At 63.4% G+C, this 25,294-nt stretch carries 23 protein-coding genes; 17 read left to right on the forward strand and 6 right to left on the reverse strand.

The genetic code is table 11. The features are described from left to right. Window positions 1-21 precede the first annotated feature (21 nt). Complete coding sequence (locus LY284_RS25755) at window positions 22-1,122, reverse strand: AI-2E family transporter (protein WP_233388769.1); 1,101 nt, start codon at window positions 1,120-1,122, stop codon at window positions 22-24. A gap of 43 nt (window positions 1,123-1,165) precedes the next feature. Beyond that, complete coding sequence (locus LY284_RS25760) at window positions 1,166-1,555, reverse strand: hypothetical protein (protein WP_045459836.1); 390 nt, start codon at window positions 1,553-1,555, stop codon at window positions 1,166-1,168. A gap of 349 nt (window positions 1,556-1,904) precedes the next feature. Between LY284_RS25760 and LY284_RS25765 the strand changes: the two genes are divergently transcribed. After that, the gene (locus LY284_RS25765; RefSeq protein WP_156903251.1) at window positions 1,905-2,051 is read left to right on the forward strand and encodes a hypothetical protein; all 147 of its coding nucleotides are present in this window, start codon (window positions 1,905-1,907) and stop codon (window positions 2,049-2,051) included. 29 nt (window positions 2,052-2,080) lie between these two features. Here LY284_RS25765 and LY284_RS25770 read toward each other — a convergent pair whose 3' ends face one another. After that, complete coding sequence (locus LY284_RS25770; protein WP_233388772.1) at window positions 2,081-3,325, reverse strand: DUF1479 domain-containing protein; 1,245 nt, start codon at window positions 3,323-3,325, stop codon at window positions 2,081-2,083. A gap of 109 nt (window positions 3,326-3,434) precedes the next feature. Here LY284_RS25770 and LY284_RS25775 point away from each other — a divergent pair, with 109 nt between their 5' ends. Further along, a complete protein-coding gene (locus LY284_RS25775; protein ID WP_233388773.1) occupies window positions 3,435-4,409 on the forward strand; it encodes a helix-turn-helix domain-containing protein in 975 nt (324 codons plus the stop codon). 693 nt (window positions 4,410-5,102) lie between these two features. Here the strand turns inward: LY284_RS25775 and LY284_RS25780 are convergent. The 3 genes from LY284_RS25780 to tssF are packed head-to-tail and all read right to left on the reverse strand — an operon-like array spanning window position 5,103 to window position 8,994. Next, complete coding sequence (locus LY284_RS25780) at window positions 5,103-5,357, reverse strand: PAAR domain-containing protein (protein ID WP_233408745.1); 255 nt, start codon at window positions 5,355-5,357, stop codon at window positions 5,103-5,105. Window positions 5,358-5,369: 12 nt separating this feature from the next. Further along, on the reverse strand, window positions 5,370-6,353 hold the full coding sequence (locus LY284_RS25785; protein WP_233388778.1) for a hypothetical protein: 984 nt from the start codon (window positions 6,351-6,353) through the stop codon (window positions 5,370-5,372). Then, entirely contained in the window at window positions 6,334-8,994 is a 2,661-nt protein-coding gene (gene tssF, locus LY284_RS25790) for a type VI secretion system baseplate subunit TssF (protein ID WP_309243214.1), read from the reverse strand. Before tssF ends, LY284_RS25785 begins: the two co-directional genes overlap by 20 nt. A gap of 178 nt (window positions 8,995-9,172) precedes the next feature. Here tssF and tssG point away from each other — a divergent pair, with 178 nt between their 5' ends. The 15 genes from tssG (at window position 9,173) to LY284_RS25865 (ending at window position 25,287) form a co-directional block, all read left to right on the forward strand. Next, a complete protein-coding gene (tssG, locus tag LY284_RS25795) occupies window positions 9,173-10,228 on the forward strand; it encodes a type VI secretion system baseplate subunit TssG (protein ID WP_233390949.1) in 1,056 nt (351 codons plus the stop codon). 307 nt (window positions 10,229-10,535) lie between these two features. Continuing rightward, window positions 10,536-11,663, forward strand: a complete 1,128-nt coding sequence (locus LY284_RS25800) for an aminotransferase class V-fold PLP-dependent enzyme (RefSeq protein ID WP_233388783.1) — start codon at window positions 10,536-10,538, stop codon at window positions 11,661-11,663. A 32-nt stretch (window positions 11,664-11,695) separates the two neighbouring features. Further along, entirely contained in the window at window positions 11,696-12,166 is a 471-nt protein-coding gene (locus LY284_RS25805) for a VOC family protein (protein ID WP_233388784.1), read from the forward strand. A 79-nt stretch (window positions 12,167-12,245) separates the two neighbouring features. Further along, window positions 12,246-13,025 (forward strand): GntR family transcriptional regulator, encoded by a 780-nt coding sequence (locus tag LY284_RS25810; protein WP_053571977.1) that lies wholly within the window; start codon window positions 12,246-12,248, stop codon window positions 13,023-13,025. A 160-nt stretch (window positions 13,026-13,185) separates the two neighbouring features. Next, entirely contained in the window at window positions 13,186-14,925 is a 1,740-nt protein-coding gene (locus LY284_RS25815) for a fumarate reductase/succinate dehydrogenase flavoprotein subunit (protein ID WP_053571976.1), read from the forward strand. An 11-nt stretch (window positions 14,926-14,936) separates the two neighbouring features. Beyond that, window positions 14,937-15,182, forward strand: a complete 246-nt coding sequence (locus tag LY284_RS25820) for a ferredoxin family protein (RefSeq protein ID WP_014251881.1) — start codon at window positions 14,937-14,939, stop codon at window positions 15,180-15,182. Between the two features lie 14 nt (window positions 15,183-15,196). Further along, on the forward strand, window positions 15,197-16,615 hold the full coding sequence (locus tag LY284_RS25825; protein WP_233388786.1) for an ABC transporter substrate-binding protein: 1,419 nt from the start codon (window positions 15,197-15,199) through the stop codon (window positions 16,613-16,615). A gap of 7 nt (window positions 16,616-16,622) precedes the next feature. After that, on the forward strand, window positions 16,623-17,435 hold the full coding sequence (locus LY284_RS25830) for an ABC transporter permease (RefSeq protein ID WP_233388788.1): 813 nt from the start codon (window positions 16,623-16,625) through the stop codon (window positions 17,433-17,435). Beyond that, on the forward strand, window positions 17,432-18,292 hold the full coding sequence (locus LY284_RS25835) for an ABC transporter ATP-binding protein (RefSeq protein ID WP_233388790.1): 861 nt from the start codon (window positions 17,432-17,434) through the stop codon (window positions 18,290-18,292). The genes LY284_RS25830 and LY284_RS25835 overlap by 4 nt, the downstream gene beginning before the upstream one ends. After that, on the forward strand, window positions 18,289-19,278 hold the full coding sequence (locus tag LY284_RS25840) for a HEAT repeat domain-containing protein (RefSeq protein ID WP_233388792.1): 990 nt from the start codon (window positions 18,289-18,291) through the stop codon (window positions 19,276-19,278). Before LY284_RS25835 ends, LY284_RS25840 begins: the two co-directional genes overlap by 4 nt. A gap of 168 nt (window positions 19,279-19,446) precedes the next feature. Next, window positions 19,447-20,478, forward strand: coding sequence for a TRAP transporter substrate-binding protein (locus tag LY284_RS25845; RefSeq protein WP_233388794.1), 1,032 nt, complete (start codon window positions 19,447-19,449; stop codon window positions 20,476-20,478). 16 nt (window positions 20,479-20,494) lie between these two features. After that, window positions 20,495-22,390: a TRAP transporter large permease subunit gene (locus LY284_RS25850; RefSeq protein WP_233388796.1), complete on the forward strand. Its 1,896-nt coding sequence runs from the start codon at window positions 20,495-20,497 to the stop codon at window positions 22,388-22,390. 19 nt (window positions 22,391-22,409) lie between these two features. After that, complete coding sequence (locus LY284_RS25855; RefSeq protein ID WP_233388798.1) at window positions 22,410-23,471, forward strand: LacI family DNA-binding transcriptional regulator; 1,062 nt, start codon at window positions 22,410-22,412, stop codon at window positions 23,469-23,471. Next, a complete protein-coding gene (locus LY284_RS25860) occupies window positions 23,468-24,475 on the forward strand; it encodes a hydroxyacid dehydrogenase (protein ID WP_233388800.1) in 1,008 nt (335 codons plus the stop codon). Before LY284_RS25855 ends, LY284_RS25860 begins: the two co-directional genes overlap by 4 nt. Next, on the forward strand, window positions 24,472-25,287 hold the full coding sequence (locus LY284_RS25865; protein WP_233388802.1) for an amidohydrolase: 816 nt from the start codon (window positions 24,472-24,474) through the stop codon (window positions 25,285-25,287). Before LY284_RS25860 ends, LY284_RS25865 begins: the two co-directional genes overlap by 4 nt. The last annotated feature ends 7 nt before the right edge of the window (window positions 25,288-25,294 follow it).

Genomic DNA, 25,294 nt, shown 5'->3' on the forward strand with positions numbered 1-25,294 from the left:
GCATCGTCGGCGCGCGATCCTTCAGGGCTGCTTCGGCTCCGCCGGCAGGGCGGTCTGAGGCTGATCCTTCACCCAGCGCCAGAAGAGCTTGTAAGCCACCGCCAGCATCACGGGACCGATGAACAGGCCGATCACGCCGCCCGTCACCATGCCGCCGAGCGCGCCGATCAGCACGACGGGCATCGGCACCGCCACGCCGCGTCCCAGCAACAGCGGCTTGAGCACGTTATCGGCCAGACCCGCGATGAAAACGTAGACCGAAAACGCGATCGTCGACGCGCTGACGCCGTTCGTCATAATGACGAAGATGATGACCGGAAGCGTAATGAGCGTGGCCGGCAACTGCATGATGCCGATGAGCAGCACCGCGAGCGCGAGCAGCCCCGCGCCGGGAATGCCCATGACAACGAACGCGATACCGATGAGCAGCATCTGAATGAACGCGATGCCGACCACGCCCTGCGCCACGGCACGGATCGTGGCCGTGCACAGGTCGGCGATCTGCTGGCCGTTCTCGGGCCCGGAGATGCGCGCGGCGATCTGCACTGCGCTCTGATAGCCCTTCTCGCCGTGCGCCATGAAAATCCCCGCGACGATCAGCGCGAGGAAGAACACGAGCATCCCGGCGCCCAGACCGGTGACGGTGCCGAGCACCGCCAGCCCGGCATGCTTGAGTTGCGGCGCGAACCTCTGGGCGAGGCCCGTCATATCGGAGGATGCCTGCGCCCAGAAGTCGTACACGCGCTGCCCCACGAGCGGCCATGCGGCCACCGATTCCGCGGGCGGCGGAATGCGAAAGCTTCCGCTTCTGAACACGACCATGCCGCGCTCAATCGATTCGGCTACCGCAACGCCGAGCAGATACGTCGGCACGAGAATCACGACGAACGCAACCAGGATGATGAGCGTGGCGATGAGTCCATCCCTGCCGCCGAACGGACCGCGCAACCGAACCTGAAGCGGATACAGCGTGACCGCAAGAATCAGCGCCCAGACCATCAGATCGAGAAACGGCACGAAGACGCGGAAACAGAAAACGGCCAGCACGGCGACGAGCCCGGCGCGGATCAGAACGTCGAGCAGCTCTCTGGAGAGCGTGCGTTCGGAAGTCGGCGATAGCATCTCATGCCTCCTCGCAACTTTTCTCGAAGATTCGGTCAGCGCGCTATTTTGCAGGCCCCGAAGAACCGCACTTCATGCCGGAGCCGTTGGGGCCATCGACGTTCTTCAGCGAAACGAGCAGTCTGCTTCCGGTGTTCGCCGTGATGATGTGACCGTAACTGACGGTCGGAATGAACTTGATATCCGGCGCCACGGCGACAGGCGGGGTCTGCGCGCCATCGACCGTGAGATTCAGTTCCACCGTCACGGAGTCGATCCTGACGCCATGATCCGGCTTGCCTGCCTGAGCCTGCTTGAAGTCGCAGAGACCGTCGAGGACATTCTGCAGCGCCGTGGGTATGTCGACTGCCTTGCCCGGCGGAATGGGCGGCGTGTTGCAACCCGCGACGAGAACGGCCAGGGCCAGCACGGTCAGTGGAGCGTGATTGAACATGACAATCCCTCAAGCCATTCAAAAGCGGCCGATAACTGCCGTTGGAGGTGGAAGCCTGGGACACGCACGCCATCGCATCATCGATACCTCTAGAATGCGATCCGCGCAATAGCTCCGTTTCAGGAAAGTCGGATATCGGCGTGCCCGAACTCAGTAGCTTGTCCATTCAGCCGTTCGAGTGCCGCGCCGTCAGGGTGAATCCCCTTGTATGCGAAGCATCCGTTACATATCGTAGGGAGTAATCGGATGAAGTCGCGACCGCGATGCTCGTCCGACGCCGCTTTCGATTCAACTCGAAAGGAACGCGTGCCGGCAGCCTCGCCGGCGCATGCACGGCAAGGTGAACGCCATGGAATTCGTCCTGTTGCTTGCCATCTTCCTCACGTCGTCCGGATATCTTTTCAAGGCTGCCGTCCCGCAGAACCCGCCGGCGGCGACCGCGCCCGCAGCGCCGGCTGCGAACGCGCCCGCGGTCGATCCCACGACGGACCCGTGATTATCGAAACGATCGCCTGCGCTGAATCGCTACACGTCGAGACCGAGTTGAGCTCGGCCAAGCGGCGTCAGATCGTCGAGTGTCGCGCGGCCGGTGAAATCGACTTCGAAGTGATCCGCCGGAAAGTCGGGCGGGCTTTCGCCTTTCATGAAACTCGGCAACTGACGCGCGAGATACGCGTCGTTCTTTGCACACGCGGGCGCGGACGCGATGTACATCACGTTGCTGTAACCCGCGCCCTTGTGTTCGTCTTCGACCGCGTGGATCACGTCGCTGTGCCAGAACACGGTGTCGCCCGCTTCCATCTTCGGGATGGACGACAGCGCTTCGAACAGCGGCGCATGAAACTCCGGCTTGATGGAAAGCGCGCGTCCGGGCATGGCGCCGCACAGGTCGTCGTCGGCGACATCGTCCTGAAGCGCGCGCAGCAGGATATACACCATTGCGTTGGCAATGGGCACGAGTTGCAGCGTGCCGTCGCCCGGGCCTTGCGGCGTCAGGGCCGTCCAGCCCTGAAACGTGCGGAACATCGAGCAGACGGCAGGCGATGCGATCTCTTCCACGTCGTGCCGGAAAGCGGCGTCGAAGGCATCGTAAGCGCGCCAGTTGCCGGAAAACACATGGCGATACACCTTGCGGAAGTTGCTTTCGATCCAGCGCTCGACCGAGCCGCCGTCGCAATGCGCCGAGAGGCCGAGCGAGGCCGAACCGGGCGGCCGGCGACGCAGACGATCCGCATAGGCGGGCACACGTTCCGGATCGAAGTGAACGCGCCCTTCGCTTTCGTTGCGCCAGAGCTTGTTGAGAAAGACGCGCGCGTGGGTCAGCGATGCCGACTGGCGAGCCAGCACTTGCGGCTTCGACCAGTACACACCGTAGATCTGCGGCTTGCTCGATGCCAGTTGCCCGAAGTATTTGTCTTCGGCACGGCTTTCGAGACGTTTGTCGAGATGATTCCGCTCGACGTAACGCGCGATGTCCTCGTCCCAGTCTCGCACCTGCTCGCGAGGAAAAACCTGGCGAATCACGCATGCGCCGCGCGATCTGACGAGCGCGATCGCGTCGGCGCTCACCCGTCCTTCGACGATATCGGCGAACCGGATTTCGGGAATCACGCTCTCGCCCGCATCGCGCTGCGCGGCGATCCGCTTCGCTTCGTCGCCGATCGCTTTTTCGACTTCGGCGAAAACCTCGCGGTAATTCGGCAGCTCCGCGCGCAGTGCCTTTTTCGCCTGCCGGATTGCGCCCGGCAAGTCATCGATGCTCAGTGCCATGATCGTCGTCTCCCTTTGATTTCCATGCGAAAAGCATAAGACGCCCGCGGGAAGCCGGGTGATACTATTCAGGCAATTCATTTGCGTTTTCGGACATTAACCAGCCGCCATGAAACCGGCCTACGAACATGTCGAGTTCGGCGAGGACTGCTCGGTCCGGGTTTACCATCGGCGGCTTTCGCGTATTCCGTTCGAATGGCATCACCACCCGGAATACGAGCTGACGCTGACGATGAACAGCCACGGCAAGCGCTATATCGGCGACTCGGTCAGCGACTATCGCGCCGAGGATCTCGTTCTCGTGCCGCCCGATTTGCCGCATACGTGGTCGTCGAACCGGTCGATCGATCCGTCCTTGCCGCAGGTCGCCATCGTCATCTGGTTCGACGGCGAATGGGCGCGACGCATGGCGGATTGCTGCCGCGAATTCGAACCGCTTCGCAAGCTCCTGCGCCGCGCCGCGTGCGGGCTGGCATTCGAGCCGCCCGCGGGAGCATGGATGCGTGGCCGGCTTGAGCCCTTGCTCTCGAACGCGCCGCGCGAGCGCCTGAGCGCCGCGCTCGACATTCTGTGCGCGCTCGGCGACGCGCCCGGCCATCCGCTCGCGTCGCCGAGCGCCTTCAATCGGACTGACACGGGGCCTTCCGGTCACGAGCCCGAGCGGATCAACCGCGTGCTTTCGATGATCGATGCCCGCTTTGCCGAACCGCTACGCATTTCGGAACTGTGCGCCGCCGCGAGCCTGTCGGAACGCACGCTCACGCGTTACTTCGTGCAGCATATCGGCGAGAGCGTCGGACGATATATCGCCCGCGTTCGCATCGGCCATGCGTGCCGGATGCTCGGCGACACGTCGCTGCCCGTTTCGGTCATCGCCGCGCGCTCGGGGTTTGCGAATGTCGCCAACTTCAATCGGCAGTTCAAGGCCGCGAAGCAGGCGACGCCCGCGGAATACCGGCGGCGGTTTCCGGCGGCGGGCGTCGCGGAGAAGGGCGCGTCGGGCAGCCTGACGCAACGGCCTTCTTCGCTGGAGCAGAAGCGCACGGGTGGGCGGCGGCGCAAGATCGAAAGAGATGCAGTGTAGGCCACCATCTATGCGCTCCGCGCGCTAAAGACAATCCGTGATTGAACCTTATCGTCGCCCCTGACGTTGTCCTCGCACTCTTCCTGAGAGTGTCTCGTCATGGACTGCTATGCGCTACCGGCTATACCGCGGCGCGTCCTTGCAGGCCCCCTCGCCTGTCCCTAGACATTTTCCTGAACAACTCCCGACAGCGAGCGCAGAACACCAGGCCTTAGATCAGCCCCGCAGATGCCGTAAAACTAGCGCCAGGCCAACCGACACGTCCGGGCTGGTCCTCATCGGCTTCGCAGCCTTCGTTCTCCAAGGCAGTTCGATAAGCGTATAAGGCACGCCTCAAAACTGTCGCAGCCGGGTCATTCGGCAATTTCGCCAGACAAACCCTTGGTATGACACATCTCATCCTCCGTTCCCGGCAGATGCTCATACTCGACCAAGCTACCTGTTCCTTGTGCATGCCTCACGCGTCGAACTGCACGAATGTGCGCACGAGACAAGGCATGCAAGGAAATGCTCGATATTTATACAAAATCTAGAATGGCGCCAATATAACGGCGGCCACGACTGAACACTCTGTCGCCGTGGCCCGACACCTCGTGGACAAACCTCACCGCCAGACAGATGGCATCGATCTTCCGATAAAACACGCCCCCGCCGCTCGCAATGACCTTGAGCACCCGTCAGGAGCATTGCCAACTATTCGATCAGCCAACCGCTCTCGCCTTCGATGAGCGTACCGCCATGATCCGTTGTGTCGCCCATTCGGGCAACACCCGCTCCACCGAACTCCGATGCCGATCCGGAAACGATCACCGCTCCGCAACTTGTCACGTCACCCATGCGGGCAACGGCGCGATCACTGACGGTCACGCCACTCGTCCCTGACACGACCGTGCCCATTCCGTGAATCGGGCACAGGTGACGATGACCCACCAACACGACTGGACGCATGAAGCAGTTTCCTCAATTAGATTGGCGACCCGATGCCATGGATTGCTCGCCGACGTACTTCCATCTGAAGCTGAATGGATCGACGCCAACCTTGCCGGGCAGATTCGGCATCGAATTGCCTTCCTTGACAAACACTTCGTGGTAGCCGCCGATCTTGTCGATGGTCTCCCCCACTGCCTGCCAGTAGCCGGTCTTCGGGGAATAGTCACCGGGGCGGGCGTACGGAAGCGCCGGAACCTGCGTTTTCGCATCGACTTCGCCCAGGAATTCGATCTGGTGGCCCTTCGCCGCTTCTTCCTCGGTTGGCTTGTAGACCTTGAAGTACAGGCGATTGGACGGGGCATTGTCGGTTAGCGGATAGACCATGCGGCCCGGGCCTTGAGCGTCCGATCGCTGTAGCATTTCCCGAACATCGATCCAGTCAAGCTGGTTCTGCCAGTAGACGATTTCGTAGATATGCGTGCCGGGAAGAAGCTGACTGCTTTCGATTGAGAACTGCGCTGGAATATCCCCTGTCCATGTTTCGCGACCTTTCATAACAAACCGATATTGCTTGATCTCGTCATCACGAGGCGGAACTTTGCTTGCCATAAGACCACCTGAATTCCGAGGAGCACGCAGATCGATCTTATTTCCTTCGGAGTACAGTCTAATAGGATCTTCATCTGGAGTCGACTTTCCAGTTCCCTTCACCTCCGAAGCAGTCGGATTCTCCAACGAGAGCGAATAGCGCAATTTGATGCTGTTCTGCCTGACTTTCGCATCAATAAATCCAATACGAGTAATCAGCGGATTCTTCATCCAGTTGATACGACCATCGGGAATGCCGGTCTGATTGGCGGAATTGTTAGAAGACGCGTTGCTGCTCATAGTGTTATTTCCATCACCGATCTGAGAGGTTGCACTTGCCATTGCGGCAGACGAACACGCTGCAAACGCAACGAAGACCCACCGCGCAATAGCCTGCTGGCTACCTTTAAGCTTGTTGCCTGACATTCGGATTATTTTTCCCATCTCCCGCAACCTCATCTTTCGCGCTCACAATAAAAAATGCCACGTTTTCCGCATTCGCCAATGCGTGTTCCGGATGGAACTCCGCCAGGACTCGCGCAGCCTCCGCTCCATACGCCGTTGAATTCTTGAATCCTCGCGGATCGACCGTTCCGTCGGGCAGCGTGACTTTCTTGTCATCCGAGCACGTCGTGCCCACCATATGCGATATCTCATGCAGTTGAACCTGCATCCTGTTCTGATCCACAGGATCCGTGCGAACAAACCGTTTGAAGAACAGTCCATGCTGGCACGCGATGTTCACGCACTCCATCTGGAATTGGCCTTGCGCTGGAACCGGAGGCCGCTCGGGGCGACGTCCTTGCCATACATAGGCGCCCGCTTCAAATCCAAGCGCGGCTTTGAGCACTTGCTGCATGGAAATGTGTTTGAACGCATCTCTCATGCCCTTCATGTAGACGTACACATGATGGCCGGCGGGCGCGGCGTCGCGTGGCAGGTTATTCGTCTCCGGCGTGACAATCGTGTTGGGATCGACGCCGAACCAATAGATGAAGTTCTCCCAAAACGTCGTGTGCCGGCGATTCTGGATAGCATGCGTAGTTGCATATTCGCGAAGAACTACCGGTAACTGTGCCGGTGGCGAGGGCAATAGGTTGTTCGGATTTTTCCACGGCTCAATTTGCTCCAGGCGCTTCTCGATGAACTTCAGACCCGTGATCCAGTTGCGGCGGATTTCCGTTTCAAACGCTTCTTCCGACAACGCTGCATCCGTCGTCAGGCATTCGCGCATCTGCGCCAAAAAACCGATCGGGTGGAAATGCCAGTTCTGTGGCTTCATGCGCGAATCGAGAGGCGTAAGCGCCGGACCATTCACACCATCCGTTCGAACGCGCGCATCGCCCCAGAACTGTTGCTTGCCGGAGTCCTGTATGAACGCACTGAACTGCGCATCGGTGAATTGAGGCAACGGCGGGTGTTCGCCGGTCTTCAATTTTTGATAGCGCTTTGTTGCAACGTCACTATCCCATTCCGTATGAAAGCGAACGGCAACGTTACGCAGAATCGCGTCCACGCCCTCGCTGTGCAAGTCATCCAGATTCAGCGCAGCGGTGGATTTATGCGCGGCATCGAGAATCTTCCGCATGACCGCGTCATCATCTTCAATGAATGCATCGTCCGCGCCATTCAAGTCCTTGTCGTCGTACGCCTGCCATCCGCGTGCGACCCAGTCGCTATCGGTGGTCAGGGTGACCCAGGCGTTCCTGACAAAACCTCGTCCGTCGGCTGCTGCATCGCTTTGGTTGGCGTAAGCGTAGTACCGGTTACCGTAACGCCGCGTGGGGTCGGTCTCCTCGCGTTCGGCGCGCCGTATCGTGTAGTAACGCCCGTGACTGCCCTCGTCGTGATTGAGCGCGTGATAGCGCGGCTTGAACTCCAGCTTCTCGGAGTTCGCTTCGAGATGGCCGCAGAGACGATCGATCCGGAACACTTCATAGTCCATCGGCAGCAGCGGCGCGGGACGCATCAGCAGTTCGTGATCGGCCTGAACGCGCAGCTTCTGCGTGGACAACTCCAGCGAATCAATTTCCAGCGGAAAGAGATTGATGACAGGCGTGCAGAACAAACTGAAATGACTGGCATCGACCTGATCGGCCAACTCATGAGCCGACTGGCTGAGCAGCACGACGATCTCGACCTCGCGTTCCGCGATCTCACGCAGGCCGCGGCCCAGTCCCGTGAGGGTGAAGAAATAGAATCGATTCGCGAAACTGAAGGCTTCCTGAATCAGATTGAGACCGTTGAACTTGGACCAGTTCAGCGGCAGCAGACCCTGATCCGGTTCCAACGCTTCGTGCACGACGGCCTCGCGCGTGACCACATGAAACGATGCGTCGCCCTGGCCTAACTGCCCTGGCTCGCCGATCACGGTCGCAAGCGCGGCCACATGCAGCAACTCGAACAGCCGCGAGGCGAGCGCCTCATCGCCCGTGAGATAGATGGGCAGACGGTCCAGATCCTGCAAGCTGCTGATATCGCAGTCGCCTGCGCGCAGCCTGAGCCGCAAGGCGCCCTTGATCTGGCTGTGCTCGGGCAGGCGTCGTTCGAGCGAGGGAATGGCCGGGATGCCGGTGAACTGCGCGCTGACGATTTCGAGCGGATACAGCGTGACATCCTGACTGCTCACGAACACGCATTGAGACTGCTCGCCCGGCAGCACCGCGCTCGTGAACGTCGTGCCGCGCGCGATCCTGAAGCCCGCCCCCGCCTTACCCTCGAACTGCCCCGGATAGAACCGGGCCACCGCCACAGCGGGCGTGGGCGCATTGAAGTTCGGATAGATCGTTTCGAGCAGCGGCCCGGTGAATGCCGGGAATGCGCCGTTGAGCTTCGACTGCGTGCGCGCGGCAACGAAGCTGAAGGATTCGATCAGCTTCTCGACATATGCATCGCCAATGTCGCCTTCGACCTGCATTCCCAGGCGACGGCCGATCTTGGGATAGAGCCTCGCGAACTCGCCGGCGAGTTCGCGCATGTACACAGCCTCCTGGTTGTAGAGCGTCAGGAAATCTGAATCCATCGTGCTTATGTCATCCCTTGCTCGATCGGCGGATGCCTGCCCCATGACAGACGATGGGTGACTTTATATTTGTTAGCTAACGTTTGTACAAACAGAGAAATCCTAATTTCATTCGAGCACTTCCCTGCCCATCACAGGCCGTCAAGGAATGGGCATTGAGGATGGACGTTTGAAATGCCGCCGTGGTCTAATTCCCTCCCTGGCTTCGCATGGACGATCGTTGATGGAACGGGCAGCACTGACTTCGAGGTTGCATGACAAAGCGCTGTCGCCTGAGACCATCGAGCGTCTGCAGACCCAGCCGTGGACTTACGGCTTTCTGCCGCTCATGCGCCGACTCGGCGCAGCCCCCGAGCTCGATTCCATCGGCACAGCTAAACGGCCGCGCACGGAGCCGTTTCGACTGGGCCAGCAGCCGAGCCTCACCTTCGCTCCGCGCGAGATAGGAAGCGTGGATCGGATCAATGGCCGGCTGCGCGTGCGCCTGCTCGGTCTCGGGATGCTGGGACCGAACGGCCCCTTGCCCATTCACGTGACGGAGATCGCGCGCGAGCGCGAGGAAGTGCGCCACGATTCAACACTGGTCGCCTTTCTGGATGTGTTTCATCATCGGTCCATGTCGCTGCTGTATCGGGCCTGGGCCAACGCACAGTCGACCGCGGGACTGGATCGGCCCGGCGCAGGTGCGGAGCGTTTCTCGTTCTACATCGGCTCACTGGGCGGTCATGATCCGGCTGAACTTGACCAGCGCGCGTTGCCCATTCACCCGCAGCTCGCCGCCTCCGCTCACTTGTTACGCGAATCGCGCGATCCCGATGGTCTGCGCATGACCCTGGAGCGGTACTTCGGTGTCGCCGTGGCCATCGACGAATATGTGTTTCACTGGATCGAGATGACGGAACACGAACGCAGCCGTCTGGGGCAAGGGCGCGCCACCACGATCATGGGGGCGGGCGCGATGCTGGGCGAACAGGTTCCCGACCGTCAGTATCGCTTCCGCATCGTGATGGGGCCGCTCGAAATCGATGATTTCCTGGCCTTCACGCCCCGCGGCAAGAACCTGCCGCCGCTGGTGGATTGGGTGCGTCGGTTCTATGGCTATGAGTTCGACTGGGAACTGGACCTGCGCATTCGTGCGCAAAGCGCGCCGCCCGCCTCGTTGGGCGGGCCGCAGCAATTGGGCTGGACGACCTGGCTCGGACAATCGGCGCAGGACGTGCCGGTGACGGGCATGCGCTTCGAGCCTGAGCGGTATATGCAGGACAGTCTCGTTGACTGACAATCGACTTCGTCCTGTCGAAGTCCGCCCGAGCCTGTCGCCGTCGCGCTCATCGGCCGTACCCGAGGCCGCGGACCTTGCAGCGCGATGACACTACAGCGAACCAGGGTGCGCCTATCCCAGGAACTCTCCCTGCACGCCTCCGAGTCAGCAGAGCGCTACGCGCAAATTTCCAACCCGTTGCGACCTATCGAACGGCGTTGTGTCCCTTGAGCACGCTCGTTAAGCCTTTATCCGCTATGCTTCAAGGCTTACGGACAAATAGTGTTTCTTCGATCGTTACATCCGTCCATCACAGGAGGCGAGCGTGCCAGGATTACTTCCCGATGTCGACCGCGAGGGGCTCCTCGAATATTCGGTCGTCTACACAGACCGGTCGATCAATCACATGTCGCGGCTGTTTCAAGGCGTCATGCGCGATATCTCCGACGCCCTCAAAGAGGTCTACCACGCGAAATCGGTCATCGTCGTGCCCGGCAGCGGGACCTTCGGCATGGAAGCCGTTGCGCGGCAGTTCGCGACGAACAAGAAGTGCCTGGTCATCCGCAACGGCTGGTTCAGCTTTCGCTGGTCGCAGATTTTCGACATGGGCGGCATTCCATCCGAATCCATCGTACTGAAGGCGCGCCCGGCCGCCCAAGGCAGGCAGGCCGCCTATGTGCCGCCGCCCATCGACGAAGTGGTCGCGGCGATCAAGGAGCAGAAGCCCGATCTGGTGTTCGCGCCGCATGTCGAAACCGCTTCCGGCATGATGCTGCCCGATGCTTATTTGCGCGCGGTGTCGGATGCGGTGCACGCCGTCGGCGGAATGTTCGTGCTGGACTGCATCGCCTCCGGAACCGTCTGGGTGGACATGCAGGCGAGCGGTATCGATATCCTCATCAGCGCGCCGCAGAAGGGCTGGAGCGCGTCGCCCTGCTGCGGTCTGGTCATGCTCGGCGCCCTCGCCCGCGAAAGAATCGAAACGACCACCAGCACGAGTTTCGCCTGCGATCTGCGCAAATGGCTGCAGATCATGGAAACCTACGAAAGCGGCGGGTTCGCATACCACGCCACGATGCCCACGGACAGCCTCGCGACACTGCGCGACGTCATCAAGGAAACCCAGGCCTACGGCTTCGACAAAGTGCAGGCCGAGCAACTCGAACTCGGCAAGCGCATTCGCGCGCTGCTGGCCGAAAAGGGCTTCAAGAGCGTGGCGGCCGCGGGCTTCGAGGCGCCGGGCGTGGTGGTCTGCTACACGGACGACGACGGCATCCGTTCCGGCAAGAAATTCGCCGATGCCGGCCTGCAGATCGCGGCGGGGGTGCCGCTCCAATGCGACGAGCCGGACGACTTCAAGACCTTCCGTATCGGCCTGTTCGGGCTGGACAAACTGCATGACGTCGATGCCGCAGTCGCCAGGTTCGCGAAGGCGCTGGACAGCTTTATGTAACGCGTTGAAGCATCGATCGGGAGCGAATCGCCATGAACGAACTTATCCGCAATAAAGGTTTGTCCAGTGCGCTCTCCTATCGCGATCCCAAGTCCGCGTTTCGCTTTCTCGAGGCGGCGTTCGGTTTCAAGCCGCTTTTCGTGATCCTCGATGCCGCCGACGAATTCGTGCACGGCGAAATGACCTTCGGCGATTCGGTCGTCATGATCGGCCGGGAATGGAGCGACGATCATCGCAGCCCGCGCTCCATCGACGGCAAGAACACGCAATCGGTCCATGTTCAGCTTGCGGAAGGCGAAGACATCGATGCGCATTGCGAGCACGCGCGCGCCGCGGGCGCGTCGATCCTCATGGAACCGGAAACGCAGTTCTACGGCGAGCGGACGTATCGCGCGAAGGATCCTGAAGGGCATATGTGGATCATCGGCGTGTTGCTGCAGAGAATGAAGCCCGCACAGTGGGACGCGGTGAGCGGCCTCACCACGCGCGAACGGCTCGACTAGCCGCCCGCGCGCGTGGCTATAATCCGCGTAATTCAAATCACGCGCGAGCTCGCTTCGAGCCCGCGCGCCGCAGCCATCCATGACGCCGCCCCGCCCTTCCGTTTCCCCCGACTCGCACGTTCCGCTCTATACCCAGATCAAGGATGCGCTGCGCTCGGGCATTCTCGATGGCCGCTATCCACCGCACAGCCGCATGCCGTCCGAGAGCGAATTGCAGGCGATGTTCGACGTCAGCCGGATCACGATTCGTCAGGCACTCGGCGACCTGCAGAAAGAAGGGCTCATCTTCAAGGTGCACGGCAAAGGCTCGTTCGTCTCGCAGCCGAAGGCCTTCCAGAACATCACGTCGCTGCAAGGCTTCGCCGAGGCGATGTCGCGCAGCGGCCACGAGATCATCAACCGTGTCGTGAAGTTCCGCTTCGTGCCCGCGCCCGCCGAAGTGGCCGCGCGCCTGTCGCTGGCGGAGCGCACGCAGGTCGCCGAGATCCATCGCGTGCGCCTGCTCAACCGCTCGCCGGTTTCGTATGAAATAACGTACTTGCCGGAGCCGTTCGGCCGTCAGCTCGAACGCGCGGATCTCGTGACGCGCGATATCTTCCTCATCCTCGAAAACGACTGCGGCCTGCCGCTCGGCAGCGCGGACCTCGCCATCGATGCCGTCGCGGCCAAGCCCGGCATCGCGCGTGCGCTCGCCATCGGCGCGGGCGAACCGCTGCTGCGCATCGAGCGCCTCACGCACGATGCCGACGGACAGCCCATCGACTTCGAGTACCTGTATTTTCGCGGCGACACCTTCCAGTACCGGCTGCGCATCGATCGCGCGCATGCCGCGAGCGCGACGCGGCGGCGGCGCGCCTGAGCGCCGGCTTCGCATTATTCGACGCAGGCAAAAGCAAAGCAGAAACGATTGATTCCCCGCCTTCGCATCGGCTCCTACAATCTGGTCCTAACTTGTCATAACAAGATACGCCAGCCAGCCGATGCACTCCCGCTCGGTGCGGCGTCACGTCCTCACGAGCATGCAGACACACGAACTCGAATACGACATCGTCGTGGTCGGCGGCGGCACTGCCGGACCGATGGCCGCCATCAAGGCGAAGCAGCACGACCCGAGCCTGCGCGTCTTGCTCATCGATAAAGCGCACGTCAAACGCAGCGGCGCGATCTCGATGGGCATGGACGGCCTGAACAACGCCATCATCCCCGGTCACGCGACGCCCGAGCAGTACGTCAAGGAAATTACCGTGGCGAACGACGGCATCGTCAATCAGGCCACGATCTACGCGTATGCGAAGCATAGCTTCACGACCATCGAGGAGCTCGATCGCTGGGGCGTGAAGTTCGAGAAAGACCCGACGGGCGACTACGCCGTGCGCAAGGTGCATCACATGGGCGCCTATGTGCTGCCGATGCCCGAAGGCCACGACGTCAAGAAGGTGCTCTACCGGCAACTGAAGCGCACGCGCGTCGAGATCACGAATCGCGTCGTCGCCACGCGCCTTCTGACCGGCGCGAACGGTGAAATCGCCGGCGTGATGGGCTTCGATTGCCGCAGCGCGGACTTCTACGTGATTCGCGCGAAGGCCGTGATTCTCTGCTGCGGCGCGGCCGGCCGGCTGGGCCTGCCCGCATCCGGCTATCTGATGGGCACGTACGAGAACCCGACCAACGCCGGCGACGGCTATGCGATGGCCTATCACGCGGGCGCGGAACTGGCGAATCTCGAATGCTTCCAGATCAATCCGCTGATCAAGGACTACAACGGCCCTGCCTGCGCCTACGTGACGGGCCCGCTCGGCGGCTATACGGCGAACGGCAAGGGCGAGCGCTTCATCGAATGCGATTACTGGAGCGGCCAGATGATGTGGGAGTTCTATCAGGAACTCCAGAGCGGCAACGGTCCGGTGTTTCTCAAGCTCGACCATCTCGCAGAAGAAACGATTCAAACGATCGAAACGATCCTGCACACGAACGAACGCCCGAGCCGCGGACGCTTTCATGCACGGCGCGGCAACGACTATCGCACGCGCATGGTCGAAATGCACATCTCCGAAATCGGCCTGTGCAGCGGACATAGCGCATCGGGCGTATGGGTCGATGAACACGCGCGCACCTCCGTGCAAGGGCTCTATGCAGCGGGCGACATGGCCGCCGTGCCGCACAACTACATGCTCGGCGCGTTCACTTACGGATGGTTCGCGGGCGTCGATGCCGCCGCCTCTATCGCAGGCCGCGACTTGCCAGCGCTCGATGTAGCGCAGGTCGAAGCGGAACGCAATCGCGTCTTCGCGCCGCTGGAACGCGATAAAGGCCTGCCGCCCGCGCAGGTCGAATACAAGCTGCGCCGCTTCGTCAACGACTATCTTCAGCCGCCGAAAGCCACGCGCCGCATGGAGATCGGCCTGCAACGCTTCGATGAAATCCGCGAAGACCTCGCGCAGTTGCGCGCCGCCGATGCGCACGAACTGATGCGCGCCGCCGAAGTCTCCGCGATTCTCGATTGCGCCGAGATGGCCGCACGCGCATCGCTGTATCGCACTGAGAGCCGGTGGGGTCTCTATCACCATCGCGTGGATTTTCCCGAGCGAAACGATGACGAATGGTTCTGCCACGCGCATCTGAAGAAGGATGCGTCGGGACGCATGACGTCGTTCAAGAAGGCCATCGAGCCTTACGTGGTTCCCATCGACGAAACCGAGCGCGGCGCTTACTCGCGTCTGCGCCTTGCCCGCCCGACCGAACAGCCGGTCGCCGCCTAGGAGAAGACTGCATGGCCCTCGTTCCTCGCGAAGCGCATTTGCGCACGAGCCTTCCCGTCATGATCGACGAAGACAAGTGCATCGCCGATAAAGGCTGCACGGTCTGCATCGATGTCTGTCCGATGGACCTGCTTGCGATCGATCCCGACACCGGCAAGGCCTTCATGAAGTTCGACGAATGCTGGTACTGCATGCCCTGCGAACGCGATTGCCCGACCAACGCCGTGCATGTCGACATTCCGTATCTACTTCGCTGACAAGGACCCGCATCATGAAACGAACGCTGTTGTTTGCGCCTGGCATCGTGCTGGGCATGGCGCTCCTTGGCGCGCATGCGCAGGCCGAAACCATTCGCGTCGCCATTGGCACGCAGGACACGACGATCAACACCGCGGCAGGCGGCTCGCTGATCCGCGAACTGCATCTGCTCGACAAGTATCTGCCGCATGACGGCAAGTACAAGGACGCGCAATACGACATTCAATGGAAGAACTTCACGAGCGGCGCGCCGATCACGAACGAGATGGTCGCGGGCAAGCTCGACTTCGGCTCGATGGCCGATTTTCCCGGCGTGCTCAACGGCGTCGCGAACCAGAAAGCGGGCAAGAACAGCATCTTCATCAGCGTGCTGTCGGGCAGCGTGCGCGGCAGCGGCAACGGCATCGTGGTACCGGTGAATTCGCCGGTGCAGTCCATCGCCGATCTCAAGGGCAAGACCATTTCCGTGCCGTTCGCCTCGACCTCGCACGGCATGCTGTTGCGCGCGGTCGCGGCGCAAGGCTGGGACCCGGAACGCGATGTGAACATCGTCACGCAAGCGCCCGAAGTGGCCGGACCCGCCTTGCAGACGCACAAGATCGATGCGCACGCGGACTTCGTGCCCTTCGCCGAACTGTTCCCGTATCGCGGCTTCGCGCGCAAGATCTACGACGGCTCGCAAGCCGATGCGCCTACCCTGCACGGCACGCTCGTCGAAAAGGACTACGCGCAGAAGTATCCGGAAGTCGTGGTCGCGTATCTGCGCGCGGTGATCGAAGCGAATCGGCTGCTCACCGCGGAGCCGGAGAAATACAGCGAACTGATTGCGAAGGTCACGGGCATCGAGCCTGAAGTCGATTACCTGTTTCACGGGCCGCTCGGCTTGCAGACGCGCGATCTCACCTGGAAGCCCGAATACCGCAAGGCGGTGCAGACATCGTTCGATACGCTCAAGCTGCTCAAGCGCGCCGACGGCGATCTGAACGCGAACGCGTTCATCGACGACAGCTATCTGCGCGCCGCATTCAAGGCCGAACGTCTCGACTATGAGGCCGCCTTGCGCAACTACGCGCAAACGCCGCTCGTCGCGAACGATGCGCTCACCGGCAAGCCCATCGCGCAGACGAACCGCGTCGCGCAAATCTGGGTGCGCGGCGAGGCGAAGGTGCGCAACTATGCCTCGCCCGAAGAGGCCTTGCAGCAGCTCGGCAAGCTCGAAAGCGAAGGCAGGCAGGTGCGCGCGTTCTATGCGCAGGATCGCGAAAGCGGCATCAAGCTGCTCGGCAACCAGGCGTGGTTCGCAAAGAACGGCGACGGCCAGTTGAACGCGTTCCTGCTCAAGGATCGCGCGCAGGCATGGGCGGCGCAGCACGGCGGGCAAGTGCTCGACTTCGCCGCCGCGCGCCAGCCCACCGCACTCGCGAATCGTTGAGGCACGCATGGCGACGCTCGTTTCTTCCGCTCCCCTGCTGCGTCATCGCGGCACGCGCGCCGGCGTGCAGTGGGCGTCGCTCGCGCTGACGCTGCTGCTCTGGCATCTCGCGACGGCGCATCGCTGGAATCTCGGCTTCATCACCTTCGAGAACGTGCCGACGCCCGCCGAAACGCTCGCGGCCATCGTCGAGCTCGCGCAGTCGCCCAAGCTCTTCGCTGACTTGCTGAGCAGCGTGCGGCGCATCGCGGCGGGTTACGGCGTCGCGGCGGCAAGCGGCATCGTGCTCGGGCTCGCGATCGGACGCTCGCAGTTCGCGCGGCTTTCGCTGCTCACGCCGCTCGAAGTCTTGCGCCCGATTCCGGCGGTCGCCTGGATTCCGCTCGCCATTCTGATGTTTCCTTCGTCCGAAATGTCGATGATCTTCATCACCTTCACCGGCGCGTTCTTTCCCATTCTGCTCGGCACGATACATGGCGTCGAAGGCGTCGAGCCGCGTCTCGTGTCGTCCGCGAAGAGCCTTGGCGCGAGCCGTTTCGTGATTCTGCGCGAAGTCGTGCTGCCGGGCGCCGCGCCCGCCATCGTCACGGGCCTCGCCATCGGCATGGGCACGTCGTGGTTCTGCCTCGTCACGGCGGAGATGATCTCGGGACAGTTCGGCATCGGCTATTACACGTGGCAGTCGTACACGGTGCAGCAATATCCGCAAGTCGTCGTCGGCATGCTGCTGATCGGCCTGCTCGGCATGGGAAGCAGCGCGCTGGTGCGCATCGCGGGAAGGCGGCTCACGCCGTGGCTCGCAAGCGGGAGCCGCCGATGACTTCACGCGATACACAAGGCCGCGTGACGCTCGAACACGTCGCCGTGACATTGGGCGATGGAGAGCACGCCTTCACCGCCGTGCGCGATGTGAGCACGACCATCGAGGCGGGCGAATTCGTCTGCATTCTCGGGCCGTCCGGCTGCGGCAAGTCCACGCTGCTCGCCGCGCTCGCGGGCCACGTCGCGACGAGCGCGGGCCGGGCGACGCTCGACGGCGCGCCCATCGACGGGCCGCATCCCGAACGCGGCATGGTGTTCCAGCAACACACGCTGCTGCCGTGGCGCAGAACGCTCGATAACGTCGCGTTCGGCCTGAAGATGCAGGGCGTGAGCAAGCGCGAGCGGCACAGCCAGGCGCGCGCGCTGCTGGAGCGCGTGGGCCTCGGCGCGTTCGCGGACCGCTATCCCGCGCAACTCTCGGGCGGTATGCAGCAGCGCGCGGAAATCGCCCGCGCGATGCTGAACGCGCCGCGCATCCTGCTGATGGACGAGCCCTTCGGCGCGCTCGACGCGCAAACGCGCGCGATGATGCAGGCGCTCCTGCTCGATGTCTGGAGCGAGCGCAAGCCCACGGTGATCTTCGTCACGCACGACATCGACGAAGCGCTGTTTCTCGCGGACCGCATTCTCGTGATGAGCGCAAGCCCAGGCACCGTGCTGGAAGAACTGCGCGTGCCGTTCGCGCGCCCGCGCGAGCGAGGCGACACGCGCGATCTCGTCACCGAGCCGGAATTCATCGCGCTGAAGCGCCGCTGTCTCGCGCTGCTTCGGCATCCACCCATTGCGACGCCCGCCGCCGGCGATCACGCCCCGGCGAGCGTTCGATTCAACCGCTCAATCCAGACCGCCTCATGACGCACGCCAGCCCGCTTTTCGACCCATTCACCGATTCCGACGATGCCGCCCTCGCCGCCCGCCTCGCCGATGCGGACGCCGCCGTGCGCCGTCTTGCCGTCATCGAAGCGGCCGAGCTCGAAGACGAAACGTGGCTGCCCGCGCTGATCCACGCGCTGCGTCACGACAGCGACGCCGCCGTGCGCCGGACGGCGGCGCAACGGCTCGGCGCATGGGAATCGGCGGATGTCGTCGATGCGCTGTGCGAAGCCATCAAGGATGCGCGGCTGGACCCGGACACGCGCGACGCCGCGGCGGAGAGCCTGACCGCGTTGAAGGACGCCGCGGCGGGCGCGCGTGTGCTGCATCATTTCGCCGGCGCCGATCCGTTCGCGCGGGCCGCCTTGCTGCGCGGCGTGCGGGAGTTGCGGCTGCCGGGCGCGGCGGAGCATGCGCAGCAAGCGCTGTCCGACGCATCGGAGCAGGTGCGGCGCGAAGCGGTCGGCGTGCTCGGCTGGCTTCGGCATACGGAGGCGCTCGCACAGCTCGCATCGCTTGCGCGCGACGATGCATCGGCGGATGTGCGGCATGCGGCCATCGGCGCATTGGGCTTCGCCACCGACGATTCGGTGCTCGACACGCTGAGCGCAGCGCTGCACGACGAAGCATGGCGCGTGCGCGAGGAAGCGGCGGCCACGCTCGGCAAGTTGCGTCTTAAGCCCGCGCGCGCCGCGCTCGAGGCTGCGCTTGCCGACGACTACTGGCAGGTGACGCTCCAGGCGGCGCGCGCGCTGGGCCGTTTGCGCGATGCCGCGAGTTCGCAGGCGGTCGCCGAACTGCTCACCTATCCGATCAGCAACGTGCGCAAGGAAGCGGCGCTCGCGCTCGGCGAGCTTGGCGGCCTCGACGCGCTGCGCGTGCTCGAAGCCGCGCTTCAGGACGGCGATCCCGAAGTGCGCAAGGCCGCGCGCATCGCGATCGCGCAGATTGGCACGCGGCACGGCTAACGCGCGCGCTTTCCATCGGTCATCAAGAAGGCAAGGGTTTACACCCGTTTGCCGGAATCTCCTGGTTGCTCTACTGTATCGATACACTAAATCGATACAGTGACGCGGCGCCGTTCACGCGTCGCGCTAACTCGCCCGCGCGCTCACGCGGCATCCAGGAGACAGACCATGCATTCGACTTCCCGGCGACGGTTCCTTCAGACCGTCTCAGCAACTTCGCTCGCGGCGGCGGGCGCGGGATTGCCCGCTATCGTCCGCGCGCAGCCGGCGGTCACGCTGCGGCTGTCGTCCTCGATGCCCGCGAACGAAAACGCCGCGCACTACGTCTGGTATCAGCATCTCGCCGCCAATCTGAAGGCGAGCGTGGGCGACCAGATCCGCATCGACTATTTTCCGAACAGCCAGCTCGGCAAGGAAAGCGACGTCGTGCAGCAGGTGAAGGTCGGCGCGGTGGACATGATGGTCACCGGCTCGTCGATCTGGGCGACGGTGCTGCCGGAGCTCGGCATGCTCGATCTCGGCTACGTGTTCGACAGCTTCGATCACGTCGGCCGCGCGATGGACGGCAGCGTCGGCAAATCGTTCGACAGCATGCTGCAGCAGCGCGCGGGCTGCTCGGTCGTCACGTGGGGCTACTCGTTCGGCGCGCGCAACGTCTTCACGAAGAAGCCGACGCAATCGCTCGCGGACATCAAGGGCGTGAAGCTGCGCGTGCTGCCCACGCCCGCCTTCATGGAGACCTTCAAGCTGATGGGCGCGGTGCCGACGCCCATTCCCATCGGCGAGCTGTACATGGCCGCGCAGACCGGCGTGGTGGACGGCTTCGAGCACGATTGCGCGACCGTCGTCGCGAGCAAGTACGACGAGGTCGTGAAGTCGTGCTGGCAAACGCAGCATGTCTTCAGCCCGCTCGTCGTCGCGATGGGCCGCCGCGCGCTCGCGAAGATTCCCGAAAACCTGCGCCCCGCATTCCAGAAAGCGGCGCAGGACGCGACCGTGAAGCAGCGCGTCGCGGCCATCCAGACCGCCGCCAGCGCCGAGCAGGAACTCAGGAAGCGCGGCATGACGTTCTATCCGATGTCGAAGGCCGACCGCGACACCGCGCGCAAGGAAATGCAGACGCAGTTGTACGCGAATTTCTCGAAGCAGTATCCCGCGACCGCGCCGCTTTTCGCGGCCATCGCCACGGCCCGCGGCTAAGGGAGGCAAGGACGCCATGACCACTTTCTCCGCGACGCCCGGACCGGAAGCGCAGCTTGCCGCGCCCGGCTTCGGCCACGAGACCCTGCTCGCGCGCGGCCTCGTGCGCCTGATGCACGGCATCGAATATCTGTGCGCGGCCGTGCTCGCGGCCGATGTGCTCGTGGTGTTCCTCTCCGTGATCTATCGATACTTCCTGCACGATCCGTTCGACTGGGCCGAGGAAGTCGCCCGCGCACTGATGATCGTGCTCGTCTTCTTCGGCGCCGCGACCGTGCTGGGACGCAGCCAGCATGTCGGCGTCGATCTGTTTCGCGGCATGCTGCCGAAGCGCTGGCAACCGGCGCTCGTGCATGCGGGGCACTGGGTCATCGCGGGCGTCGCGGGCAATCTGTGCGTGTCGTCGTGCCTGCTGCTCGTCGATTCCTACGGGCAGATGACGCCGAGCGGCCTGCCCGCGTGGATCAACGTGTATCCGCTCGTGATCGGCAGCGTGTTCATGGCGGTCTTCGGGCTCGCCAACGCGCTCAACGGCGCGCGCAAGACCGTGATCGGCACGCTGATCGGCTGCGCGCTGATCGCCGCCGCCGTGTACGCGTGGAACCTGCTCGTGCCGGGCCACGCGGTGAAGGCGGGCGCGCTGCTCGCGATCGGTTTCATCGGCGGACTCGTGCTCGGCGTGCCGATCGGCTTCGTGCTCGCCTTCTCGGCGCTGCTCTACTTCCTCGCCGAACCCTCCCTGCCGATGCTCGTCTATTCGCAGCAGGTGATGGCCGGCACCGACCACTTCGTGTTGCTCGCGATTCCGTTCTTCGTGCTGGCCGGTCTGTTGATGGAAACGAACGGCATGTCGTCGCGCCTGATCGAACTGCTGCTGCGCCTCTTCGGGCGCGTGCGCGGCGGCCTCGGCCTCATCACGATCATGGCGACGGCGTTCTTCTCCGGCGTCTCGGGCTCGAAGCTCGCGGATATCGCGGCGGTCGGCGGCGTGGTGATGCCGGCGGTGCGCCAGAGCAAGGAAGATCCGAACGAAGCTGCGGCGCTGCTCGCGTGCAGCGCCGTGATGGCCGAGACCATTCCGCCGTGCGTGAACATGATCATCATGGGCTTCGTCGCGAATATCTCGATCGCGGGGCTGTTTCTCGCGGGCGTGGTGCCGGCAGCCGTGCTCGCCGTGGCGCTGGCGATCGTCGCCGTCATCTTCGGCCGCCGCATCGATCTCGCCGCCGCATTGACCAATCCGCGCAAGTGGCTGCCGCTCGCCGGCGGCGCGCTCGTCGCGCTCGTCATGATCGCGATGATCGGCAAGGGCGTAACGTCGGGCATCGCGACATCGACGGAAGTGTCGGCGTTCGCGGTCGTCTATGCGCTCGTCGTCGGCTGGCTGGCGTTTCGCGAGCTTACGCCGAAGTCGATTGCGCGCGTGTTCGTGCGCTCGGCGTCGATGGCGAGCAGCATCCTGTTCATCGTCGCGGCGGCATCGAGCGTGTCGTTCGCGCTGACCATCGAGCAGATTCCCGCGCTCGTCTCCGATTCGATGATCGCCTTCGCGCATCAATACGGCCCGACCATGTTCCTGCTGCTGTCGGTGCTCATCATGATCGTGTTCGGCGCGGTGCTGGAAGGCGCGCCCGCGCTCATCATCTTCGGTCCGCTGCTCACGCCGATCGCGACGCAGCTCGGCATCAACCCGCTGCACTTCGGCACGGTGATCGTCGTCGCGATGGGGCTCGGGCTTTTCGCGCCGCCCGTGGGTCTCGGCCTCTTCGCGACCTGCGCGATCACCGGCACGGACATGAAGGCGGTGGCGCGGCCTATGCTCAAATATCTGCTGGTATTGTTCGTCGCACTGGTGGTGCTGATTCTGGTGCCGTCCTTTTCACTTTGGCTGCCGACCCGGCTCGGCCTGTAGCCGGCAGATGCAAAACCTTATGAGCACCATTCAGGATGTCGCCCGCGAAGCCGGCGTGTCGGTGAGCACCGTGTCGAACGTGCTCAACGGCCGCACGGATCAGATGCGCCAGGAAACGCTGGCGCGCGTGCAGGCCGCGATGAGCACGCTGCAGTATCGGCCGAGCACGCTCGCGCGCCAGCTCAAGACCGGGCAGACGCCGCTCGTCGGGCTGCTGGTGCCGTCCATCGCCAATCCGATGTACGGCTATATCGCGCGCGAAGTCGAGACCTACGCGCAGGAGCGCTACGGCTATCGCGTGATGATCGGCAACACGTATCGCGATCCGGCGAAGGAAGCGTCCTTTTTCGAGGATCTGTTTTCGCAGGGCGTGCGGCGCATGATCGTGATTTCATCGCTTGCCAACGAACGGCATCTGGAAACCGCCGCCGAGCGCGGCATGGTCGTCGTGAGTTACGACCGGCGCGCGACCGAAGGCGAGACGACGCGCGTCGATCACGTCACGCCCGACAACTTCGAGGCCGCGCGGCTCGCGACGCGTCACCTGATTGCGCGCGGCCACACACGCCTCGCGTTCGCGACGCTGACCGGCCTGACGATGAGCCGCCGCGACAAGATCGACGGCTTTCTGGCCGCGGCGCGAGAAGCGGGTTTGTCGGACAGCGCGCATGTGCTGGACAGCGGCCCGGTCGACGAATACGGCGATTCGATGATCGCGGAGAACGGCCGCGCCCTCGCGCGCCGGCTCGCGGCGGACGGCGAACGTCCGACCGGCGTGGTCGCCGTCAACGATCTGATGGCGCTCGGCCTGATGGCGGGCCTGCGCGAATCCGGCCTGCGCGTGCCGGAAGATGTATCCGTCGTCGGCATGGACGGGCACTTTCTCGCGGCAATTTCGAATCCCGCGCTGACCACCGTTCAGCTTCCCGTGCCCGCGATGGCTGCCGCGATGGTCGAGCGCGTGATGCGTCCGCACGACGAGCCCATGCCCGCATCGGAGCAGGCGCTGTTCACGGATATCACGCTCGTCGAGCGCGAATCGGTCGCGGGGCCGGCGACACCCTCCAGGAAGAAGACATGAACAAGGTATTCGTGAGTCATCCCCGGCACATGCTGGATCATTACTTCGGCGCGCGCGCATCGGCTTTGCTCGCGACGTTCGCCGATGCCGCCTACAACACCGAAGACCGGGAACTGACGATCCCCGAACTGGCCGATGCCGCGCGCGATGCCGATGTGATCATCGCGTATCGTCAGACGCCCGCGCCGCGCGCCTTGTTCGACGCCTTGCCGAAGCTCGCCGCGTTCGTGCGCTGCGCGGTCGATATCCGCACCGTCGATGTCGATGCCGCGAGCGAGCACGGCGTGCTCGTGACGCAGGCGAGCGCGGGTTTCGTGCCGGCGGTCTCCGAATGGGTCATCGGCGCGATGGTCGATCTCGCTCGCTCGACGACGGCGTATGCATCCGCGTATCGCCGCCACGAATCGCCCGTGCCGGCGATGGGCCGCGAGTTGCGCGGCAGCACGCTCGGCGTGATCGGCTACGGGCAGATTTCGCGCTATCTGTGCGATCTCGCGCTGGCGTTCGGCATGCGCGTGATCGTGTCCGATCCTTATACGCGCATCGACGAATCGCGCGTGCGTCAGGTGAGCATGGACGCTTTGCTCGGCGATGCCGATTTCGTCGTGTGCCTCGCGCCCGCCAACGCGCAGACCGCGAACCTGATGAACGCGCGCACTTTCGCCGCAATGAAGCCCGATGCGTATTTCATCAACGCCGCGCGCGGCGAACTGGTCGATGACGCCGCGCTCTTGCATGCGCTCGAAAGCGGCCGCATGGCCGGATGCGCGCTCGACGTGGGCCGCGCGCCGGATCAGATGCCCTCGCCCGCGCTCGCCGCGCATCCGCGCGTGATCGCGGCGCCGCACGTGGGCGGGCTGACGCCGGGTGCGATCGAACATCAGTCGATGGAAACGGTCGCGCAAACCCAGGCGCTCTTTGAAGGTCGCGTCCCGGCGGGCGCGGTGAATGCGGCGCAGGCCTTCAGGCTGACGCGCTTCGATGTATCGGCGGATGCGCGATGAGCACGCCGCTCACATTCGATGGCGCGTGCGATTGCCACATCCACGTGTACGAAGACGGCTATCCGCTCGCCGCAAGCGCGACCTTCACGCCGCCGCGCGCGCCGGCATCGGCGTATCGCGACGTGCAGCGCGCGCTGGGGCTGTCGCGTGTGATCGTCGTGCAGCCGACGGGATATGGCTTCGACAATCGCTGCACGCTGTCGGCGATCGCACAGCTCGGCGAAGGCGCGCGCGGCATCGCGGTCGTGCCGCCCGATGTCAGCGATGACGAGTTGCAGCGTCTGCACGATGCCGGCGTGCGCGGCGTGCGTTTCATGATGCTGCCCGGCGGCGTGATGCCGTGGGATGCGATGGCCGACATGTCGGCGCGCATCGCGCCGCTTGGCTGGAACATCAATCTTCAACTCGACGGCCATACGCTGCCGCAGCATGAAGCGATGCTCGCGCGCTTGCCGTCGAAGCTCGTGATCGATCATCTCGGCAAGTTTCTCGCGCCTGTTACGGCGCAGAGCGATGGCTTTGCTTCGTTGTGCCGTCTGCTCGATGGGCCGCGCTGCTGGGTCAAACTGTCCGCGCCGTATGAAAGCTCGCGCGAGGGTCCACCCGCGTATGGCGATGTCGCGTGGCTCGTGCGCGACTTGTCGACGCGTTATCCGGAACGGGGATTGTGGGCATCGAACTGGCCGCATCCGAACGTTCGGCCCTTGCCTGAAGATGCGCGGCTGCTGGATTGGGCGTTGCAGCTTCTGGATGGGGATGAGGTGCGCAGGCGGGTTTTTGTCGATAATCCGGTGGAGGTTTATGGGTTCTGAGAGGGCG

The sequence above is a fragment of the Caballeronia sp. PC1 genome (assembly GCF_021353155.1).
In the GTDB taxonomy this organism is placed as follows: domain Bacteria; phylum Pseudomonadota; class Gammaproteobacteria; order Burkholderiales; family Burkholderiaceae; genus Caballeronia; species Caballeronia cordobensis.

Bases quoted from the DNA above. Each gene is read 5' to 3' on its own strand.
- LY284_RS25755 (WP_233388769.1), bottom strand. From the start codon at position 1,122: ATGCTATCGCCGACTTCCGAACGCACGCTCTCCAGAGAGCTGCTCGAC.
- LY284_RS25760 (WP_045459836.1), bottom strand. From the start codon at position 1,555: ATGTTCAATCACGCTCCACTGACCGTGCTGGCCCTGGCCGTTCTCGTC.
- LY284_RS25765 (WP_156903251.1), top strand. From the start codon at position 1,905: ATGGAATTCGTCCTGTTGCTTGCCATCTTCCTCACGTCGTCCGGATAT.
- LY284_RS25770 (WP_233388772.1), bottom strand. From the start codon at position 3,325: ATGGCACTGAGCATCGATGACTTGCCGGGCGCAATCCGGCAGGCGAAA.
- LY284_RS25775 (WP_233388773.1), top strand. From the start codon at position 3,435: ATGAAACCGGCCTACGAACATGTCGAGTTCGGCGAGGACTGCTCGGTC.
- LY284_RS25780 (WP_233408745.1), bottom strand. From the start codon at position 5,357: ATGCGTCCAGTCGTGTTGGTGGGTCATCGTCACCTGTGCCCGATTCAC.
- LY284_RS25785 (WP_233388778.1), bottom strand. From the start codon at position 6,353: ATGTCAGGCAACAAGCTTAAAGGTAGCCAGCAGGCTATTGCGCGGTGG.
- tssF (WP_309243214.1), bottom strand. From the start codon at position 8,994: ATGGGGCAGGCATCCGCCGATCGAGCAAGGGATGACATAAGCACGATG.
- tssG (WP_233390949.1), top strand. From the start codon at position 9,173: ATGGAACGGGCAGCACTGACTTCGAGGTTGCATGACAAAGCGCTGTCG.
- LY284_RS25805 (WP_233388784.1), top strand. From the start codon at position 11,696: ATGAACGAACTTATCCGCAATAAAGGTTTGTCCAGTGCGCTCTCCTAT.
- LY284_RS25810 (WP_053571977.1), top strand. From the start codon at position 12,246: ATGACGCCGCCCCGCCCTTCCGTTTCCCCCGACTCGCACGTTCCGCTC.
- LY284_RS25815 (WP_053571976.1), top strand. From the start codon at position 13,186: ATGCAGACACACGAACTCGAATACGACATCGTCGTGGTCGGCGGCGGC.
- LY284_RS25820 (WP_014251881.1), top strand. From the start codon at position 14,937: ATGGCCCTCGTTCCTCGCGAAGCGCATTTGCGCACGAGCCTTCCCGTC.
- LY284_RS25825 (WP_233388786.1), top strand. From the start codon at position 15,197: ATGAAACGAACGCTGTTGTTTGCGCCTGGCATCGTGCTGGGCATGGCG.
- LY284_RS25830 (WP_233388788.1), top strand. From the start codon at position 16,623: ATGGCGACGCTCGTTTCTTCCGCTCCCCTGCTGCGTCATCGCGGCACG.
- LY284_RS25835 (WP_233388790.1), top strand. From the start codon at position 17,432: ATGACTTCACGCGATACACAAGGCCGCGTGACGCTCGAACACGTCGCC.
- LY284_RS25840 (WP_233388792.1), top strand. From the start codon at position 18,289: ATGACGCACGCCAGCCCGCTTTTCGACCCATTCACCGATTCCGACGAT.
- LY284_RS25845 (WP_233388794.1), top strand. From the start codon at position 19,447: ATGCATTCGACTTCCCGGCGACGGTTCCTTCAGACCGTCTCAGCAACT.
- LY284_RS25850 (WP_233388796.1), top strand. From the start codon at position 20,495: ATGACCACTTTCTCCGCGACGCCCGGACCGGAAGCGCAGCTTGCCGCG.
- LY284_RS25855 (WP_233388798.1), top strand. From the start codon at position 22,410: ATGAGCACCATTCAGGATGTCGCCCGCGAAGCCGGCGTGTCGGTGAGC.
- LY284_RS25860 (WP_233388800.1), top strand. From the start codon at position 23,468: ATGAACAAGGTATTCGTGAGTCATCCCCGGCACATGCTGGATCATTAC.
- LY284_RS25865 (WP_233388802.1), top strand. From the start codon at position 24,472: ATGAGCACGCCGCTCACATTCGATGGCGCGTGCGATTGCCACATCCAC.